Source organism: Bradyrhizobium sp. 25ACV (assembly GCF_054863005.1).
In genome coordinates this window covers 1-17067 of record NZ_JAVAYO010000009.1, presented here as the reverse complement: position 1 = coordinate 17067, position 17067 = coordinate 1, and the positions used below count along the sequence as shown (strand labels likewise).

The window sequence follows — 17067 nt, the reverse complement described above, 5'->3', positions numbered from 1 at the left end:
CCTTCCGTGTCCCGGACGCGCCGCAACGCTCTTGGCGTTGCGGTGCAGAGCCGGGACCCAGGAAGCCACAGCACGTGCTGCCACATGGGCCCCGGCTCTGCAGCGCACCGCCGAAGAGGCGCTGCGCGGCGTCCGGGGCACGAGACCTTTGTTCAACGATAGACATAGTTCGTCAGCCTCGCGGCGCATTTCGCCCGAGCTTTGCTTCATCGCTTCACCCTCATAATTGAAAGAGGGCGCAGGGAAGACCGGGAGCCCGCTGGCACCCGAGGTCCACTGTGCGAAGTTGTAGTGAGAAGTTTGCACAGCGGCATACAGGTGTAGCCAGGACATCCCGGCCTTCCCTGCGCAGTGGTTTTACGGCTTATGTCGTGCTCTCCCCGGGGAGCGTTGCACTATTGCCCCCGTCGCCTTGCGGATGGCTGATGCGCGTGCCCAGTTGAGCCGCCACATCACCGCAACACTTGACGCACAGACCCCGGGCGTCAGGACCACACGATTTTGCCGTACGCCAATCACACCGGTCGTGTGCGCGAGGTCTTCGCTCACAGTTGCCTGCCCTGCGAAGCTTTTCGCGCCGATGTCACCTGCGTCCACCGCCGCCCGGCCCGCGTTCGTGACGATCGCGATACGCCCCTCTTCCTTGGGCCGGGTTGAGGGGATGAATACGTTATTTCAGAATTTCGGTAAAGTGGAATATTTTTGGCGGGGCGAATTGACCGACGTATTGGGTGTTTTGCCCGTCGCGCAACGCAAGGGATTGTAGACGAGTAGGGTGGGTTAGCCCCGGGCCGCGCGAAGTGCAGCCCCAGGCGTAACCCACCTCTTTGCCGCCGCGGATAATAAAGTGGTGGGTTACGCCGAGCGGTCAGCGCTTCGCGCAGTCCGCACGTCTAACCCACCCTACGAGACCGGGCTATGACGATCCTCAATGCCTCACCACCAGCACCGAGCACTTCGCGTAGCGCACGACGTGGCCGGCGTTGGAGCCGAGAAAATAGGTGCGCATCGCCGGCCGGTGCGAGGTCATCACGATCAGATCGGCCTTCATGTGCACGGCTTCCTCCAGGATCTCGTGATAGATCCCGCCCTGGCGCACCACACTGGAGATGCGGGACGCCTCGATGCCGGATTCGCGTGCGACGATGGCGAGGGCTTCTTCCGAGGTCTGGCGCTGCTGCTCGTCGAAATCGGCCGGCACGTATTCGGCCAGCATCACCGGCGTCATCGGCAGCACGTTGAGCAGGCGCACCTGGCCGCTCCAGGTCTGCGACAGCGTTGCCGCGGTCGCGATCGCCGGCTTGGCGAGGTCGGTGTCGGCGAGGTCGATGGGCACGAGGATGGACTTGAACATCTGCGCCTCCAAATCTTCCAGTCAGCACGTTTTGCCGGCCGTCGCGATCATCCCGATCGAAGCAGCTTGGGGCTGGTGAACCGCACCAGCTTGCCGCGGCGGTAGCCCACGTCACCCCAATCCTTGACGTCAAAGTCGAAGATCGCAAGCCCCGCGGTGGGCAGATTGTCACTGAGCGCCCTGGCGCCATCATGATCGCCGCCGCCCATCAGCATCAAGGCGGCCTCGTGCATGCCGGGATTATGGGCGACCAGCAGCAATTGCTTCGGGTCGGCCGGGGCGGTTGCGGTGCGAATGGACTCCAGGATCTGCGCAGGATCGGCGCCGTAGAGTTCCGGCAGAATCTCGACCTGCGGCGTCGGGACGCGGTCCTTCATCACCTCCCAGGCGATGTCCCAGGTCTGCCGGGCCCGGACGGCGTGCGACACCAGCACGGTCTCGGGGAAGGGCGGATGGGCGGCGATCCAGTCGCCGATCCGGGCGGCATCCTTGTGGCCGCGATCGTCGAGCCGTCGGTCCTGGTCACGGCCGCTCGGCGCGTCGGTCTCGGTTTTGGCGTGACGCAGCAGCATCAAACGGCGCATGGCATTCTCGAATCGTTACGGTCGCGGATAATGTACAGACGCGGGTGAGGACAAGGTGACAAGCGCCCGCTCAGTCCTCTAAGAAAACGGCATGAGCGAGACTTTCACAAGCATGTCCCAGGAAGAAGCCGGCTTTCGCGACCGTGTACGGCTGTCGTTCGATCTCGACGCCGACATCTGCGTCATCGGGGCCGGGCTTGCCGGGCTCTCCATCGCACTGGAGGCCGCCCGGCTCGGGGCCAGTGTCGCGGTGCTCGAGGGCCGTCATATCGGCTGGAACGCCTCCGGCAACCAGCTCGGCACGGTGACGCCTGGCTTTGCGCTGCCGCTCACCGACCTGATCGAGCGCATCGGCTTCGAGGACGCGCGTGAATTGTGGACGCTGTCGAAGGAGGGGGCCGAGTTCGTCCGTGCCAATGCCACGGAAGAGAACATGCCGGGGATCGCCCTGAGCAACGGGGTGCTCGAGGTCTCCAACGTCGATGCCGGCGACCGACTGATCAGCCGGTTGCAGATGCTGAACGAGGATTTCGACACCGAGGTCGAGGGCTGGCAGGTCGATCGCGTCCGCGAGGTGCTCAAGACCGATCGCTACTTCCACGGCGTGTATTATCCCAAAGGATTCCAGGTCGACGGCCGCAAATATGTGCACGGCCTCGCGGCGCTGGCGCGGCGGGCAGGCGCCCGCATCTTCGAGGACACGCCGGTCGTCAGCATCGATCATTCCGGCATCCGCAAGCGCATCGTCACGCCCTCGGCGCGTATGCGCGCAACCCACATCGTGCTTGCCGGCAACATCCATCTCGGCGCGCCCTTGCGCCGGCTGTCGGAGACGCTGCTGCCGGTCTGGCGCTATGCCGGCATCACCGCGGCGCTCGGCGAGCGCGTGCACGAGGTCATCGCCTTCAAGGGAGCGGTGATGGATTCCGACGGCGTCGACCATTTCCGCATCGTCGAGGGTGACCGGCTGCTGTGGGAGAGCCCGGAGACCACCTGGGCCGCGCGGCCGCAGCGCTTTGCAGGCAGCATCAGGCGGCGGATCCGCACGATCTTTCCGGAGCTCGGCAATGTCGAGATCAGCGAAATGTTCGGCGGCGCCACCGGCCAGACCGTGCACGGCATGCCGCAGATCGGCCAGTTGCGCAAAGGCCTGTGGGTGGCGAGCGGGTTCGGCCGCCAGGGCATGAACATTTCGGCCATGGCCGGGCAGATGATCGCCCGCAGCATCCTGTGGGGCGATGAGCGCTGGAAGCTGTTCTCGCCGTTCGAGCTGGTCTGGGCGGGCGGAGCCACCGGGCGGGTCGCGGGCCAGTTGGTCGGGATCTGGGGCAGGGCGAGTTCCGCCGCCGCGGGTTCGCTCGCCCGCTACCGCGAACGTGCCAGGGTCAAGGACCGGCAGCGCGAGGCGCGTCTGGCCGAAGCCAATCGGGCCGCCGGCACCGGTCCGCGCCGCCCACCGGCCGGCGTCCGGCCGCGGCCGGCCCCGCCGCCGAAACCCGCGGTCCGGGAGGCAGAACAGGCCGTGGAACCGGCCTCGGAAGATGGCGTCGCCTCCCAATAAGTTGAGAGAAATTCCGCCCGCCAGTGTAACGTCGGCCGACAGAGCCCGTATCTCAGGGCGTGGAGCTCCCGCACGGAGAATGAGATGTTTGACCGCCGCATCCTGTTGACGACTGCCGCCGGCCTGTTCGGCCTTGGGGCCTTCCGCTGGCTGAGAGGAACGCCTGCCGAGGCTGGCGAGAAAGCCGCGGAAAAGTTCGAGATCACGAAGACGGAGGCTGAATGGCGCGCCCAGCTCACGCCGCAGCAATATGAGATCCTGCGCAACCACGGCACCGAGCGGCCCGGCTCCAGCCCGTTGCTGAAGGAGCACCGCAAGGGCATCTTCGCCTGCGCCGGCTGCGATCTGCCGCTGTTTGCCTCCGAGACCAAATTCGAGAGCGGCACCGGCTGGCCGAGCTTCTACCAGCCGATCGAGGGCAATGTCGGCAAGACCGAGGACCGCGCCTACGGCATGGTTCGCACCGAGGTGCATTGCCGGCGCTGCGGCGGCCACCTCGGCCACGTCTTCGACGACGGTCCGAAGCCGACCGGATTGCGCTATTGCATCGACGGTTTCGGGCTGGTCTTCCGCCCGGCGGCGGCGTCTGCGACGTAGTGAGTTGAAGTGTCATTCCGGGGGCGGTCCGCAGGACCGAACCCGGAATCTCGAACTTCCGGATTCGTCCTGCGGACCGCTCCGGAACGACCCCATCTCCCGGCAATTGTTGCCGGTCCCGGCAAATGTGCCCCGGTCGTCAGGCTGGGGCTTTTTCATTAAGTCATTGATTTCCTGAGAATACCCGCATTGGCATAGCCCTTGCGACTGTCTCCTCCGACTGCGGCCATGTCGACCCGCCGCCGAGATCGGATTTGGAGACAAAGTTATGGGTATCTTCGATGCAATGAACACCTCGGTGGGTGGCCTGCAGGCGCAGTCCTACGCGCTGCAGAACATTTCCGGCAACATCGCGAACTCATCCACCACCGGTTACAAGGGCATCGGCACCAGCTTCGTCGATCTCATTCCCGACTCCTCGGTCCCGAGCAAGCAGGTCGCGGGCGGCGTGACGGCCAACGCCAAGGCCACCATCACCACGCAGGGCACGATCTCCGGCTCCACCGTCGCCACCAACATGGCGATCACCGGCGACGGCTTCTTCTCCATTCAGAAGGCGACCGGCGTCGTCGACAACGTGCCGGTGTTCAGCGGCGTCACCTATTACACCCGCCGCGGCGACTTCCAGCTCAACGCCAATGGCAATCTGGTCAACGGCGCCGGCTACTACCTGATGGGCGTCACGGTTGACCCGAAGACCGGCAACCCGACCGGCAACGTTGCGAACGTCCTGAAATTCCAGAATAACTTCATCCCCGCCCAGGCGACGACCTCGATCCAGTACGCGGCCAACCTGCCGACCCAGCCGAACACTGCGGCGAGCTCGACCGCTTCGCCCGGGACGCTGCTGGCGGCCGGCGGCCTCAACCCATCGGATTTCGCTGCCAACCCGCTTCCGGTTGGCACGCCGCCCGCGCCTTACACCAACAACACCGCTTCGGGCGCCGCGGCAACGGGCAACCTCCGCTCGCCCTATTCGTCGACGACGAACACCGGATCGGTCGCTCTCCAGAACAACTCGTCGGCCGTGGCATCGACGACGACATCGCTGGATAATGCCGCCGGCACGCATCTGGCATCGAGCATCCTCACCGCGTTGAGCGGCCAGACGCTGACCATCAACGGCAGCAACACGATCACCTTCAACGCCGGCAACACCGTCACGCTCGGCACCAACTCGACCATCGGTCTGGGCGCCGGCACGCCTGCGACGGTCCAGGACATTCTGACCGCAATTCAGAACGCAGCCGGCCCCGGCGTCACCGCTTCCTTGAGCGCCAGCGGCAACATCGTGATTTCGAGCGGCACCACCACAGACGTGGCGGTGAACAGCGGCACAGCGGCCACGGCGCTCGGCATCACCAGCGTGACGCGCGGCGGCAACGTGCTGTCCTCGCCCGCCATCTCCGGGGCGACGCTGTTGAGCGGCAGCGCGACGGCCGGCGGCGCCCAGGTTCTCTCCTCGGGTTTTTCGGCGGGCCCGCCTGCCGACACGATCACCGTCAACGGCCAGACGCTGACATTCATGGCTTCGGGCGCGAGCGGTCCGAACCAGATCAACATCACCGACAACATCACGACCCTGCTCAGCAAGATCGATGCGCTCTCCGGCGCCACCGGCTCCTCCGTCAGCACCAGCGGTGTGATCACGTTGAACACGGGCACCGTGTCCAACCTGTCGGTGTCGAGCTCCAACAGCGCCGCCTTCGCCGCGCTCGGCTTTACCTCCACCATCACAAAGAACCGTAACGGCGGCGGCACCGCGGGCACCGGCGGCGTGATCGGCAACGACATCGCGACCTTCACCAAGGAGTCGATCAGCGGTGGCGCGGTGACCGCCTACAACGCTGCCGGTACGCCGGTGAACCTGCAATTGCGCTGGGCCAAGACTGACAGCGCCTCGCTGGGCGCAGGTCACTCCGACAGCTGGAATTTGTTCTACCAGACTGATCCGAACGCGACCGGCACGACGGTCGGCTGGGTCAATACGGGCCAGGCCTTCACCTTCGCTTCCGACGGCTCGCTGACCACGCCGGCCGGCTCCGGCATCACCATCAACAATGTCAGCGTCAGCGGCCAGTCGCTTGGCTCCGTCGCCTTCAACATCTCGAGCGGCGGCCTGACGCAATATGCCAGCACGTCGGGTGCCGTGACCATCAACACCATCACGCAGAACGGCTACGCCGCAGGCCAGTTGCGGTCGGTCGCGGTCAACAACAGCGGTCTCGTGGTCGGCACCTTCTCGAACGGCCAGAACCTCAACCTCGCCCAAGTCTCGCTGTCGCACTTCAACGGCACCAATTATTTGAAGGCGATGGATGGTGGCGCGTATGCAGCGACCGAACAGTCGGGCGCCGCGATCGACGGCGCATCGGGAAGCATCAGCGGTTCTTCGCTGGAAGGCTCGAACACCGACATCGCCGACGAATTCACTAAGCTGATCGTGACGCAGCAGGCCTATTCGGCCAACACCAAGGTGATCACGACCGCGAATTCGATGGTGCAGGACCTTCTGAACGTGTTGCGCTGACCGGCGCGTAACGTAACCAAAGGCGGCAAGTAACATGGGTTTGAGTTCAGCCCTCGCCAGTGCGATGAGCGGTCTGCGTGCCAACCAGGCCGCGCTCTCGATCGTCTCCTCGAACGTCGCGAATTCGCAGACGCCGGGTTACGTCGTCCAGAGCCCGAACCAGATCGAGGTCACTACCGGCGATTTCGGCTCGACGGCGATGACGACCGGCGTCAGCCGGGAGCTCGACAGCTTTGTGCTGAACCAGCTGCGCACCGAGACCGGCGGCGGTGGTTACGCCGACCAGATGGCCAACATTCTGAAGCAGCTTCAGAGTGTCTATGGCACGCCCGGCAACAGCGGCACGCTCGAAACCGCGCTGAACAATTTCACCACGGCGCTGCAGGCGCTGTCGACCAGCTCGGGCGCGTCGTCGGCGCAAACGGTTGCCCTCGGTGCGGCGCAGGCGCTGGCCACGCAGCTCAACGTCACCACCAAGGGCATCCAGTCGCTGCGCTCCAACGTCGAGCAGGATCTCGGCACCTCGGCGCAGGCCGCGAACGCTGCCATGCAGCAGGTCGCCACCATCAACTCCAAGCTGCAGGGCCTGTCGGCCAACGACCCCTCGGCTGCCACGCTGATGGACCAGCGCGACCAGGCCATCAACACGCTGTCGAAATATGTCGACGTCCGCGTCACCACCGACGGTTCGAACCAGGCCAACCTCTACACCACGACGGGCATCCAGCTGGTCGGCGCCGGGCTCGCCTCGCAATTCACTTTTGCTTCCGCCGGGGCGATGTCTGCGACCTCGCTTTACAACATCGATCCGGCCAAGTCCGGCGTCGGCGCGCTCAACATCGTGCTGCCGAACGGCTCGAAGGTCGACGTCGTCGCCAACAACGTGGTCTCATCGGGCCAGATCGCGGCTGATCTGAAGTTGCGCGACCAGACGCTGGTGCAGGCCCAGAACCAGATCGACCAGCTCGCCGCGACGATGTCGAGCGCATTGTCCGACAAGACCACGGCCGGTAGCACGGTATCGGGTCCGCCTGCCGGCTTCGACATCGACCTCGGCGGTGCCCTCCCGGGCAACACCGCCACCTTCACTTACACCGACACGGCCACCAACACCCAGCGCCAGATCACGCTGGTGAACGTGACCGACCCGGCGGCGTTGCCGCTGCAGAATGCGACCAACGCCAACCCGATGCAGATCGGCGTGAACTTTTCCGGCGGCATGGGCGCGATCGCCTCGGCGCTCAACACCGCGCTTTCGACCTCGCATCTCAGCTTCTCTGCGGCGCCAGCGCCGGCGAGCGCCACGACGCTGCGGGTCACGGACGACAATTCCGGGCTCGCCAAGGTCAATTCGGCCTCGATCAGCAAGACGATCTCGTCGCTGACCTCGGGCAATCCGCAATTGGCCGTGTTCACCGACGGCGGGCAGGCGCTCTACACCGGCGCGATCACATCGTCGGGCTCGCAGCTGACCGGCCTTGCCGGACGCATCAAGGTCAACACGCAGCTGGCCGCCGACCCGACCAGGATGTCGGTCTACAACACTTCGCCGGTGACCCCCGCGGGCGACACTACGCGTTCGGACTATCTCTACGCGCAGCTCACCTCGGCGGTGTTCTCCTATTCGCCGGCGACCGGCCTCGGCTCGGCAAACCAGCCCTTCAGCGGCAGCGTCTCGAACTACCTGCAGCAGTTCCTGAGCATCCAGGCCAACGCCTCGACGCAGGCCACGCAGCTCCAGCAGGGCCAGAGCGTCGTGGTCTCGACGCTGCAGGCCAAGTTCGATTCCACCGCCAAGGTCAACCTCGACTCCGAGATGTCGAACCTGATCCAGCTCCAGAATGCCTATGCCGCCAACGCTCACGTCATGTCGGTGGTGCAGAGCATGATGAACACGTTGATCCAGGCTCAAGTGTAAGCAGTAACAGGCTCTGAAACATGTCGATCAGCAGCATCAACTACTCTTCGTCGGTTCTCGGAGCGCAGATCCGCAACATCAATCAGCAGCTCACCGATCTGTCGACGCAGCTTGCGACCGGCAAGCTGTCGCAGAACTATTCCGGGATGGGCACCAACGAGGGCTTTGCGATCGCCGGACGCGCGCAGCTCTCCAACATCGCCGCCTATACCGACACCATCACCAACGTCAATGTCAGCATCAACCTCGCCAACACCGCGTTGCAGTCGCTGACCAAGATCCGCAGCACGGTGCAGACGGGCTCCGCCAACACCGCGCAGGATCTCAACGTCAACGGTCAGACCATCGCGCAGAACACCGCCGCGGCCCAGTTCGGCTCCATGGTCGGCGTGCTCAACACGCAGACGGGCAACCGCTATCTGTTCTCCGGAACCGCCGTCAACACGCAGTCGGTTGCGGATGCCGGCGACATCATCAACGGCACCACGACGCAGGCGGGGTTCAAGACCGTGATGGCGGAGCGCCAGGCCGCCGACCTCGGCGACGGAATGGGGCGTCTCGTGCAGTCGACGCTGCCGTCGGGCGCGATACAGGTGTCCGAGGACGTTGCCGGTTCGCCGTTCGGTCTGAAGATCGCGGCGGTCTCCTCGACACTGACGGGCGCCACCATCACCGGCCCGAGCGGCTCGCCGGTGTCGTTCTCGGTCAATCTTAACGGCGTCAATCCGAACAACGGCGACAAGCTCAGCGTTCAGTTCACCTTGCCGGACGGCTCGACCGAGCAGATCGACCTGACCGCCTCGACGGCGACGCCGACCCCGGTGGGCAGCTTCGCGATCGACGCCAGCATCCCCGTCAACCCGGCCAACACCGCGACGAACCTCAACACGGCGCTGAACACCGCGATCAAGAAGCTCGCGGGCACCTCGTTGGTGGCAGCATCCGCGGTTACCGCGGGCGACAATTTCTTCAACACCGCGAGCTCTGCGATCGGCGCGCCCAAGACCAGCCAGGCGGGCCCGCTCGTACCGATCAGCGGAGCGACGGCGCTGTCCGGGGCCAGCCCCACCGACTCGATCTCGCCGGGTTTCGTCGCGGGCGACACCATCACCGTCAACGGCACCACGCTGACCTTCGTGGCCTCGGGCGCGACCGGCAACCAGCTCAACGTCGGCGACAGCATCCAGACGCTGATGAGCAAGATCGACGCGATCACGGGGACGTCGAAGCCGTCGACAATCCATGGCGGTTCGATCACGATCAACACCGACGATGCGGCCAGCCTGAACATCACCAGCTCGAATACGGGCGCGCTGGGTTCGCTCGGCTTTGCCTCGACGCCGGTGACTGCCACGCAGCCGCCGCTCCGCGTCGGCTCCTCGCCCGCGAGCTCGGCGACGACGCTGGTCAACGGCTCGGCCACCACCGTGGAATGGTACCTTGGCAATGACGGGCCCGGCTCGGCGCGCTCCACCGCGATGGCGCGGGTCGACGATTCCGTCACGGTGCAGTACGGCGCCCAGGCGAACGAGGACGCGATCCGCCGGCAGCTGCAGGCGATCGCGGTGTTCGGGATCTTCTCGACCTCGCCGACCGGGCAGTATTCGGGCGGGCAGGTCGCCGCGCTGAGCCTGCGCACGACCCAGGCGCTGACCCAGCAGCCCGGCCAGCAGCGCATCGAGGACATCCAGACCGACATTGCGATGGCCCAGAACACGATGAAGGACGCGAGCACGCGCCAGACTCAGGCCAAGGCGCAGCTCCAGACCATCATCGACCAGGCGGAATCGGCCTCGCCGGACGAGGTCGCGAGCCAGCTGCTGGCGCTGCAGAACGCGCTCCAGGCGTCCTACCAGGTGACCTCGAACCTCGCGCAGCTCTCGCTCGTCAAGTTCCTGTAAGGATGCGTTAAGACGCCGTTAACCATGCCTCTTTACCTCTTGGTGAGGATTGGAGCGGGGCGGAGCTGCCGATGTCGGACAGGATGCAACTGGTGGTGGCAACGCCGTGCTTCGGCGGGCAGGTGTCGAGCATCTATGCGAGCTCGATCTTCGCGCTGCAGCGCGCCGTGCACGGCATGTCCAATCTCGAGCTCAAGGTGCTGCTGCGCGACGGCGATGCGCTGATCACCCGCGCACGGGCCAATCTGGTCGCGATGTTCCTGGACGATCCCAAGGCGACGCATTTCCTGTTCATCGACGCCGATATCGGCTTCAAGCCGGAGCAGGTGTTCAGGCTGATCGAATGCGGCGCTGACGTCGTCGCCGGCTGCTATCCGATCAAGCGGGTCAATTGGGACAAGGCCGCGCGGGCGATCCAGTCGGGCCGCACCGACGTGCCGGCCGCCTCGCTCGACTACGTGCTCGAGATCGAGGACCCCGACCGCATCGTCGTCGTCAACGGTTTTACCCGGGTGCGTTATGCGGGCACGGGCTTCCTGATGATCCGGCGCCAGGCGCTGGAGGCGATGTGCCGTCATCCGGACTATGCGGCCTTGCAGTTCTTCCGCGAGCATTCGCACGACACGCTGGCGGCGAGCCAGAACCGGTTTGCGCTGTTCGAATGCGTGATCGATCCGGCGACCGGCACGTATCTGTCCGAGGACTTCGCCTTCTGCAAGCGCTGGACCGATATCGGCGGCGAGATCTGGGCCGACATCCAGAGCTCGCTCGATCACGTCGGGCCGTCGGTGTTCCACGGCGATATCGCCTCGCAATTCGCGCCGGCGGCGGCGGCCGATGCGGCGTAAGCCTTCCGGGATGAGCGCCGGCGCATCCCGTCTGTCAGGTCAGGAGCGCGCCCCCGACGGCGGCTCGCGTTATCGCCTGCGCGATCTCTTCACACCTCTGGACACGCTGCTCGTCTCCGGCGGCGACCCGCGGCTGGCGCTCGACGCCAGGGATCGCGTCAACGGCTATGGCTGCGCGGCTTCGCCGGAGCCGGAGATCTGGAATTTCGCCTCCTCGACCGCATCGACGATCTCGCAAGTGGCTTACGACCGTGCCGCGCTGGCGCGCGAAGAGCTGATGCACAAGTGCCTGCTCGACGAGGTCGAGATCGCCTTCGATGCGCGCTGCGAGGACATGCGGGACGAGCTGGGCGGCCATCTCCAGCTCTCGCCGCGCGTCGACGTCGTGTTCTCGCCCTCCGGTACCGACTCCCAGCTCCACGCCCTGTTCCTGGCGCGCGCGGTGCTCGGGGCGCCGCCGGTGACGATCGTGGTCGGCGCCGACCAGACCGGAAGCGGGACGATCCACACCGCCCGCGGGCACCATTTCAGCTCCATGACGGCGAGCGGCCTTGCGGTTCGCAAGGACGGTGCGGTTGCGGGGCTCGCCGGCGCCAGTCTCGCATTGCCGCTGCTCGGAACCGCGCCCGGGATTGCGATGCGCGCGGACGCGGATGCCGCGGTGCTGCATGCGATCGAGGCCACGATCGCGCAAGGCGCGCCCGTGCTGCTCCAGATCATGGATGCATCCAAGCTCGGCTGGCGCGCACCGAGCGCGGCCTGTCTCGACGAGATCGCGCGGCGCTGGCCGCGCAAGGTCCAGATCGTCGTCGACGCCTGTCAGGCCCGGCTCGGCCGCCGCCGGCTGCGCTCCTATCTCGACCGCGGCTATATGGTGCTGATGACAGGCTCGAAATTCTTCGGTGGACCCGCTTTCAGTGGCGCGGTGCTGGTGCCGAAGGGCCTTTCGCGGTCGCTCGACCGGGTCGAGGGGATTGCGCCCGGAATCTTCGACTATGCCGGCCGTTGCGATTGGCCGGTGGCCTGGACGGCGCTGCGTTCGCGCTTCGAACGCCGTCCGAACTTCGGTCAATGGCTGCGCTGGGAAGCGGCGTTGGCCGAGATCGGCCGCTACTACGCCGTATCAGGGGCTTTCCGCGCCGAGATGCTCGCCGAGCTCGCCGCCGGCATCGACAGCATGATCGCGCTGTCGCCGTCGCTTCGCCCCGTCCCATCCGCGATCGGGACCGCCGGCGTGGATGACGAGGAATTTGCACAAACCACGATCTTTCCGTTCATCCTGCTGCGCGACGGCAAGCCGGTCTCGATCGCCGAGACCGCGGCCGTTCATCGCGCGCTGGCGCGTGACATGAACGAGGCGATCGGCGGCAGTGCGTTGGACCGGCAGGTCGCGATGCAGCGCTGCCTGATCGGCCAGCCGGTCCGGCTGGAGTGGCAGGACGAGGCACCGCAGGCGGTGCTGCGCCTCTGTGTCGGCGCACGGCTCGTGACCGAGGCCTGGTCTCCCGACATCGCGCAGGCGCGACGCAACGTGCAGGACATTCTCGATCGCATCGCTCATGTCCTGGTAAAGATCGAGCTGCTGCTCGACCGTGGCGCGGTCGCGGCTGCGCCGGTAAACTCCGCGTTCGAGGTGTGAGATGCAGCATCCGGTTTCCGCGCCGCTTCGTATGACCGCGGCGAACTATGCCGATCGCATCGGCTTTGCGCAGCTGACGCGCCAGGCCTTCGAAGGTGTCGACCTGCATCCGTTGCGCGACCAGTTGCTGGCGCGGATCGCGGCCGGGACCGCATTGGCGGGCGAAGGGTTGGATCTGTCGTTGATCACCCAGCTTCTCGGCGACAAGGATCGAGGACTTGCGATCCAGTCGGAGTTGCTGAGCTTCCACCAATTGTTTCGCACGCCGAGCGCTGCTCCGAAGCCGGGCTTGCGCGTGCTCGCGCTAGCAGCCGACATCGACATGGGCGGCAACACGCCGATCGATTTTCTGCTCGAAGGCTCCGACATCGAGCTGTTGACGCTCTACGTGGTCAAGGGCGTCGGTTTGCCGGAGAATTTGCCCGAGCACGACGTTGCCATCGTGGTCGCCTCCGATTCCGAGGAATGCCGCGAGGCGCTCGCCTCGATCGAGAAGGCCGCGCCGCATTGGCCGCGGCCGCTGCTCAATCGTCCCGATCGCATCGGCAACCTCGATCGCGACAAGCTGTATCGGCTGCTGGCCGGCGTGCCGGGTCTCGATATTCCTGCGACCATCCACGCGACGCGCGCGCAATTGTCCGATCTTTCGCGAGGGCAGATCGCCTGCCGGGACATCGCGGGTGAATTGCGCTTTCCGATGATCGCGCGGCCGCGCGGCTCGCATGCCGGCGTCGGGCTCGCGAAGCTAGACGATGCCACAGCGCTCGCAGCTTATCTTGCCGAGCGTGATGAGCAGGATTTCTTCGTCGCGCGCTTCGTCGATTATGTGAATCCTGACGGGCTCTATCGCAAATATCGTCTCGCGATGGTCGACGGCAAACCCTACGCCTGCCACATGGCGATCGCCGACCGCTGGGACATCTGGTATCTCAACGCCTACATGGCGTTCAGCGAGGAGAAGCGTGCCGAAGAGGCGATCTTCATGCGCGACTTCGATCATGCCTTCGCGGCGCGTCACGGAAAGGCGCTCGACGAGATGAGCAGGCGCGTCGGCCTCGATTATTTCATCGTCGATTGCGCCGAGAACCAGGACGGCGAGCTCCTGGTGTTCGAGGCCGACAACACCGCCGTCGTGCACAACATGGATTCGCCGGTCGTGTTTCCTTACAAGCCGCCACAGATGCGCAAGATCTTTGCGGCGTTCTCGGCGATGCTGTCGCGGCATGCAGGAGCAGGCGAGGGGAGTGCAGCATGAACGAGATTATCCGCAACGCGCAAAGCTCCGCTGCGCACAGCTCGCTCGACCCGCAGGACTGGAGCGAATTTCGCGCGCTCGCCCATCGCATGCTCGACGATGCGATCGACGGCATCGCCAACGTTCGGGCGCGCCCGGTCTGGCAGCCGATTCCCGATGCGACCCGCTCAGCCTTCAAGGCCGACGTGCCGCGCGAGGCGAGCGACCTCGCGGAGGTCTATCGCGAGTTCGCCGATCACGTCGCGCCCTATGCGACCGGCAACGTCCATCCCGGCTTCATGGGCTGGGTGCATGGCGGCGGCACCGCGGTCGGCATGGTCGCGGACATGCTCGCGGCCGGCCTCAACGCCAATCTCGGCGGACGCGACCACATGCCGATCGAGGTCGAACGCCAGATCGTCGACTGGATGCGCCGTCTGTTCGCGTTTCCGGACAGTGCGAGCGGCATCTTCGTCACGGGCACGTCGATGGCCAATCTGATGGCGGTGCTGGTGGCGCGCACGGCTGCGCTCGGCACGCTGGCGCGGCAATACGGCATCGGCAATGACGGTGCGGTGCTGACGGCCTATGCGTCGCAGGCCGCGCATGGCTGCGTCTCCAGGGCGATGGATATCGCCGGGCTCGGCACCGATGCGCTGCGCAAGGTCGACGTCGATGCCGATCATCGCATCGACGTCGCCGCGCTGCGTGCGCAAATCACAATCGATCGCGAGGTCGGCTTCAAGCCGTTCCTGGTCGTTGGATCTGCCGGCACGGTCGACATTGGTGCGATCGACGACCTCAAGGCTGTCGCGGAGCTGTGCCGCGAGGAGGGAATCTGGTTTCACGTCGACGGCGCTTTCGGTGCGCTTGCGATCTTCTCGCCCGAACTCGCGCCGCTGCTCGGCGGCATTGAGCTCGCAGATTCGATTGCGCTCGACTTCCACAAATGGGGACAGGTGCCTTACGACGCCGGCTTCCTGCTGGTGCGTGATGGCGAGCAGCATCGGCAGGCCTTTGCGCAGCCCGCGGCCTATCTGCGCCGCGAGGCGAGGGGGCTTGCGGCGGGCGCGGTCTGGCCCTGCGATCTCGGCCCCGATCTGTCGCGCGGTTTCCGTGCGCTGAAGACGTGGTTCACGCTGAAGACATTCGGCACCGATCGGCTGGGTGCGACGATCACGAGAAGCTGCGCGCTGGCGAAATATCTGGAGGCCCGCGTAATGGCCGAACCGCGGCTGGAATTGCTGGCGCCGGTCAACCTCAATATCGTCTGCTTCCGCTATCGCGCCGATGATGCGGTCAATCGTGAGATTGTCGCCGACATCCAGGAGTCCGGAATAGCAGCTCCCTCGAGCACGACGCTGGGCGGCAGGTTTGCGATCCGCGCCGCGATCGTCAATCACCGCACCGAGGAGGCGGACATTGATGCGCTGGTCGCAGCCGTGCTGGAGTTCGGCAGCCGGCGGTGCGGCGACGGGATGATCGAGGTCGAGGCACCGCCGCTCGCGGCGCAATAGCACTGGTGCATGGCTGAAACGACAACGGCCCCGGAGGCGATCCGGGGCCGTTGTCGTTTGCGGAGGTGAACGTCGATGGTCAGGCGGCGGAGCTCACGTCCTTGGCCGCTTCCGTCTGGGGATGGGTGGCCTCGAATTGGCTCCGCAGCTTCTCTTCATAGGCGATCAGCTTGCGGGCATCCTTCAGCGCCCGGTAGAGGTCGCCGTTCAGGATGTTGTTGTTGATACCCTCGATGATCGGCCAGGCGCTCGGCACCGCGGTGACGATATCGCGCACCAGGTTGAAATAGGTGCCGTGCTGGCTCTGCGGATCCGGCGAGATGTACATGAGCTGGACCGCCAGATAGACGAGCTTCGCTGGCGAATCCGCGGTCTCCGGCGTGAGGATGTCGCGCTCGCGCAGGATCGGTACGTTGTCGCCGTCGATCAGGAGGCGCGCGCGCTGGTCCGTGTTGGTAATCACGCAGTTACCGACGATGATGCGTTCGTGCGGTCTGAGCTCGACCTTGAGGGCCATTGCCTGTTCTCCATCAACGCTTTCGTAACCGAGCGCTCGTTGCGGCCTATGAAGACGTGATTCTCGCTCGGAATTAGTTAACGACCTGTAAATTCCCGCCGTTCGCGCGGGAAATCGCAATAGTTTCAAGGTCGTACCCATGCGGCTGCGCGGCGATCTTGCGCGGCGTCCCCGGCCGAATCACGCGAAACCCGGCAAAGGCACGGATTTCATTTCATGTTTCGTTAGAGGTCTCGGCGCCACGGTCCGGCGGTCGCTGGGTCAAGCTCGATCCAAGCAGACGAGTAACAGTTGCGTCGTTTACCAGAAAGGTAACAGAGTTATGTCAGGCATCGTCCTCTCCGCGTCGGTTCGCCAGAACCTCCTCTCCCTCCAGTCCACCGCTGATCTTCTCGCCACCACGCAGAACCGTCTGTCGACCGGCAAGAGCGTCAATTCGGCCCTGGACAATCCCACCAACTTCTTCACCGCACAGTCGCTCGACAACCGCGCCAGCGACATCAACAACCTGCTCGATGGCATCGCCAACGGCGTGCAGGTGCTGCAGGCGGCCAACACCGGCATCACCTCGCTGCAGAAGCTGATCGACAGCGCCAAGTCGATCGCCAACCAGGCTCTGCAGACCACGGTCGGCTACTCCACCAAGTCCAACGTCTCCGCCACCATCTCCGGTGCGACGGCGGCCGACCTGCGTGGCACGACCTCCTATGCCAGCGCCACGGCATCCAGCAACGTGCTGTATAGCGGCGCGGCCGGCGGCACCACGGCGGCGACCGGCACCACGACGCTCGGCGCCAGCATCGGCGTCTTCGCAAGCACTGGCGCAACGACCGGCGCCGGCGGTACCACGACCCTGGAAGGTACCAT

13 protein-coding genes are annotated in these 17067 nt (G+C 65.4%); 10 read left to right on the top strand and 3 right to left on the bottom strand.

The genetic code is table 11. From position 1 onward, the window contains the following. Window positions 1-928: 928 nt before the first annotated feature. Both RAD04_RS21300 and RAD04_RS21295 read right to left on the bottom strand, forming a co-directional pair. Window positions 929-1354 (bottom strand): universal stress protein, encoded by a 426-nt coding sequence (locus RAD04_RS21300; protein ID WP_026201824.1) that lies wholly within the window; start codon window positions 1352-1354, stop codon window positions 929-931. 47 nt (window positions 1355-1401) lie between these two features. Further along, window positions 1402-1938 (bottom strand): SixA phosphatase family protein, encoded by a 537-nt coding sequence (locus tag RAD04_RS21295; RefSeq protein WP_461625320.1) that lies wholly within the window; start codon window positions 1936-1938, stop codon window positions 1402-1404. 91 nt (window positions 1939-2029) lie between these two features. On the opposite strand from RAD04_RS21295, the gene RAD04_RS21290 reads away from it, so the two are divergent. The 9 genes from RAD04_RS21290 to RAD04_RS21250 all read left to right on the top strand — a co-directional run bounded on the left by RAD04_RS21290 (window position 2030) and on the right by RAD04_RS21250 (window position 15683). Then, window positions 2030-3499, top strand: a complete 1470-nt coding sequence (locus tag RAD04_RS21290) for an NAD(P)/FAD-dependent oxidoreductase (protein ID WP_461625319.1) — start codon at window positions 2030-2032, stop codon at window positions 3497-3499. Window positions 3500-3583: 84 nt separating this feature from the next. Then, on the top strand, window positions 3584-4096 hold the full coding sequence (gene msrB / locus RAD04_RS21285) for a peptide-methionine (R)-S-oxide reductase MsrB (RefSeq protein ID WP_091958883.1): 513 nt from the start codon (window positions 3584-3586) through the stop codon (window positions 4094-4096). 268 nt (window positions 4097-4364) lie between these two features. Then, window positions 4365-6626 (top strand): flagellar hook-basal body complex protein, encoded by a 2262-nt coding sequence (locus RAD04_RS21280; RefSeq protein WP_461625318.1) that lies wholly within the window; start codon window positions 4365-4367, stop codon window positions 6624-6626. A gap of 34 nt (window positions 6627-6660) precedes the next feature. After that, entirely contained in the window at window positions 6661-8544 is a 1884-nt protein-coding gene (gene flgK / locus RAD04_RS21275; RefSeq protein ID WP_461625317.1) for a flagellar hook-associated protein FlgK, read from the top strand. Between the two features lie 20 nt (window positions 8545-8564). Beyond that, window positions 8565-10445: a flagellar protein gene (locus tag RAD04_RS21270; protein ID WP_461625316.1), complete on the top strand. Its 1881-nt coding sequence runs from the start codon at window positions 8565-8567 to the stop codon at window positions 10443-10445. 71 nt (window positions 10446-10516) lie between these two features. Next, window positions 10517-11293 (top strand): hypothetical protein, encoded by a 777-nt coding sequence (locus tag RAD04_RS21265; RefSeq protein ID WP_461625315.1) that lies wholly within the window; start codon window positions 10517-10519, stop codon window positions 11291-11293. Continuing rightward, complete coding sequence (locus tag RAD04_RS21260) at window positions 11283-12932, top strand: hypothetical protein (RefSeq protein ID WP_461625314.1); 1650 nt, start codon at window positions 11283-11285, stop codon at window positions 12930-12932. Before RAD04_RS21265 ends, RAD04_RS21260 begins: the two co-directional genes overlap by 11 nt. A gap of 1 nt (window position 12933) precedes the next feature. Further along, complete coding sequence (locus RAD04_RS21255) at window positions 12934-14187, top strand: ATP-grasp domain-containing protein (RefSeq protein ID WP_461625313.1); 1254 nt, start codon at window positions 12934-12936, stop codon at window positions 14185-14187. Then, window positions 14184-15683 carry a pyridoxal phosphate-dependent decarboxylase family protein gene (locus RAD04_RS21250; RefSeq protein WP_461625312.1) on the top strand — a complete coding sequence of 500 codons (1500 nt, stop codon included), beginning with the start codon at window positions 14184-14186 and terminating at the stop codon, window positions 15681-15683. Before RAD04_RS21255 ends, RAD04_RS21250 begins: the two co-directional genes overlap by 4 nt. Before the next feature lie 79 nt (window positions 15684-15762). Here RAD04_RS21250 and flbT read toward each other — a convergent pair whose 3' ends face one another. After that, window positions 15763-16200, bottom strand: coding sequence for a flagellar biosynthesis repressor FlbT (gene flbT / locus RAD04_RS21245; protein ID WP_028144338.1), 438 nt, complete (start codon window positions 16198-16200; stop codon window positions 15763-15765). 322 nt (window positions 16201-16522) lie between these two features. Here flbT and RAD04_RS21240 point away from each other — a divergent pair. Beyond that, window positions 16523-17067 (top strand): flagellin N-terminal helical domain-containing protein (locus tag RAD04_RS21240; protein ID WP_461625311.1); only part of this gene is annotated, 545 nt, incomplete at its 3' end.

Excerpts from the sequence above, each read along its gene's own strand:
- RAD04_RS21300 (WP_026201824.1), bottom strand. The coding sequence starts at position 1,354 with ATGTTCAAGTCCATCCTCGTGCCCATCGACCTCGCCGACACCGACCTC.
- RAD04_RS21295 (WP_461625320.1), bottom strand. The coding sequence starts at position 1,938 with ATGCGCCGTTTGATGCTGCTGCGTCACGCCAAAACCGAGACCGACGCG.
- RAD04_RS21290 (WP_461625319.1), top strand. The coding sequence starts at position 2,030 with ATGAGCGAGACTTTCACAAGCATGTCCCAGGAAGAAGCCGGCTTTCGC.
- msrB (WP_091958883.1), top strand. The coding sequence starts at position 3,584 with ATGTTTGACCGCCGCATCCTGTTGACGACTGCCGCCGGCCTGTTCGGC.
- RAD04_RS21280 (WP_461625318.1), top strand. The coding sequence starts at position 4,365 with ATGGGTATCTTCGATGCAATGAACACCTCGGTGGGTGGCCTGCAGGCG.
- flgK (WP_461625317.1), top strand. The coding sequence starts at position 6,661 with ATGGGTTTGAGTTCAGCCCTCGCCAGTGCGATGAGCGGTCTGCGTGCC.
- RAD04_RS21270 (WP_461625316.1), top strand. The coding sequence starts at position 8,565 with ATGTCGATCAGCAGCATCAACTACTCTTCGTCGGTTCTCGGAGCGCAG.
- RAD04_RS21265 (WP_461625315.1), top strand. The coding sequence starts at position 10,517 with ATGTCGGACAGGATGCAACTGGTGGTGGCAACGCCGTGCTTCGGCGGG.
- RAD04_RS21260 (WP_461625314.1), top strand. The coding sequence starts at position 11,283 with ATGCGGCGTAAGCCTTCCGGGATGAGCGCCGGCGCATCCCGTCTGTCA.
- RAD04_RS21255 (WP_461625313.1), top strand. The coding sequence starts at position 12,934 with ATGCAGCATCCGGTTTCCGCGCCGCTTCGTATGACCGCGGCGAACTAT.
- RAD04_RS21250 (WP_461625312.1), top strand. The coding sequence starts at position 14,184 with ATGAACGAGATTATCCGCAACGCGCAAAGCTCCGCTGCGCACAGCTCG.
- flbT (WP_028144338.1), bottom strand. The coding sequence starts at position 16,200 with ATGGCCCTCAAGGTCGAGCTCAGACCGCACGAACGCATCATCGTCGGT.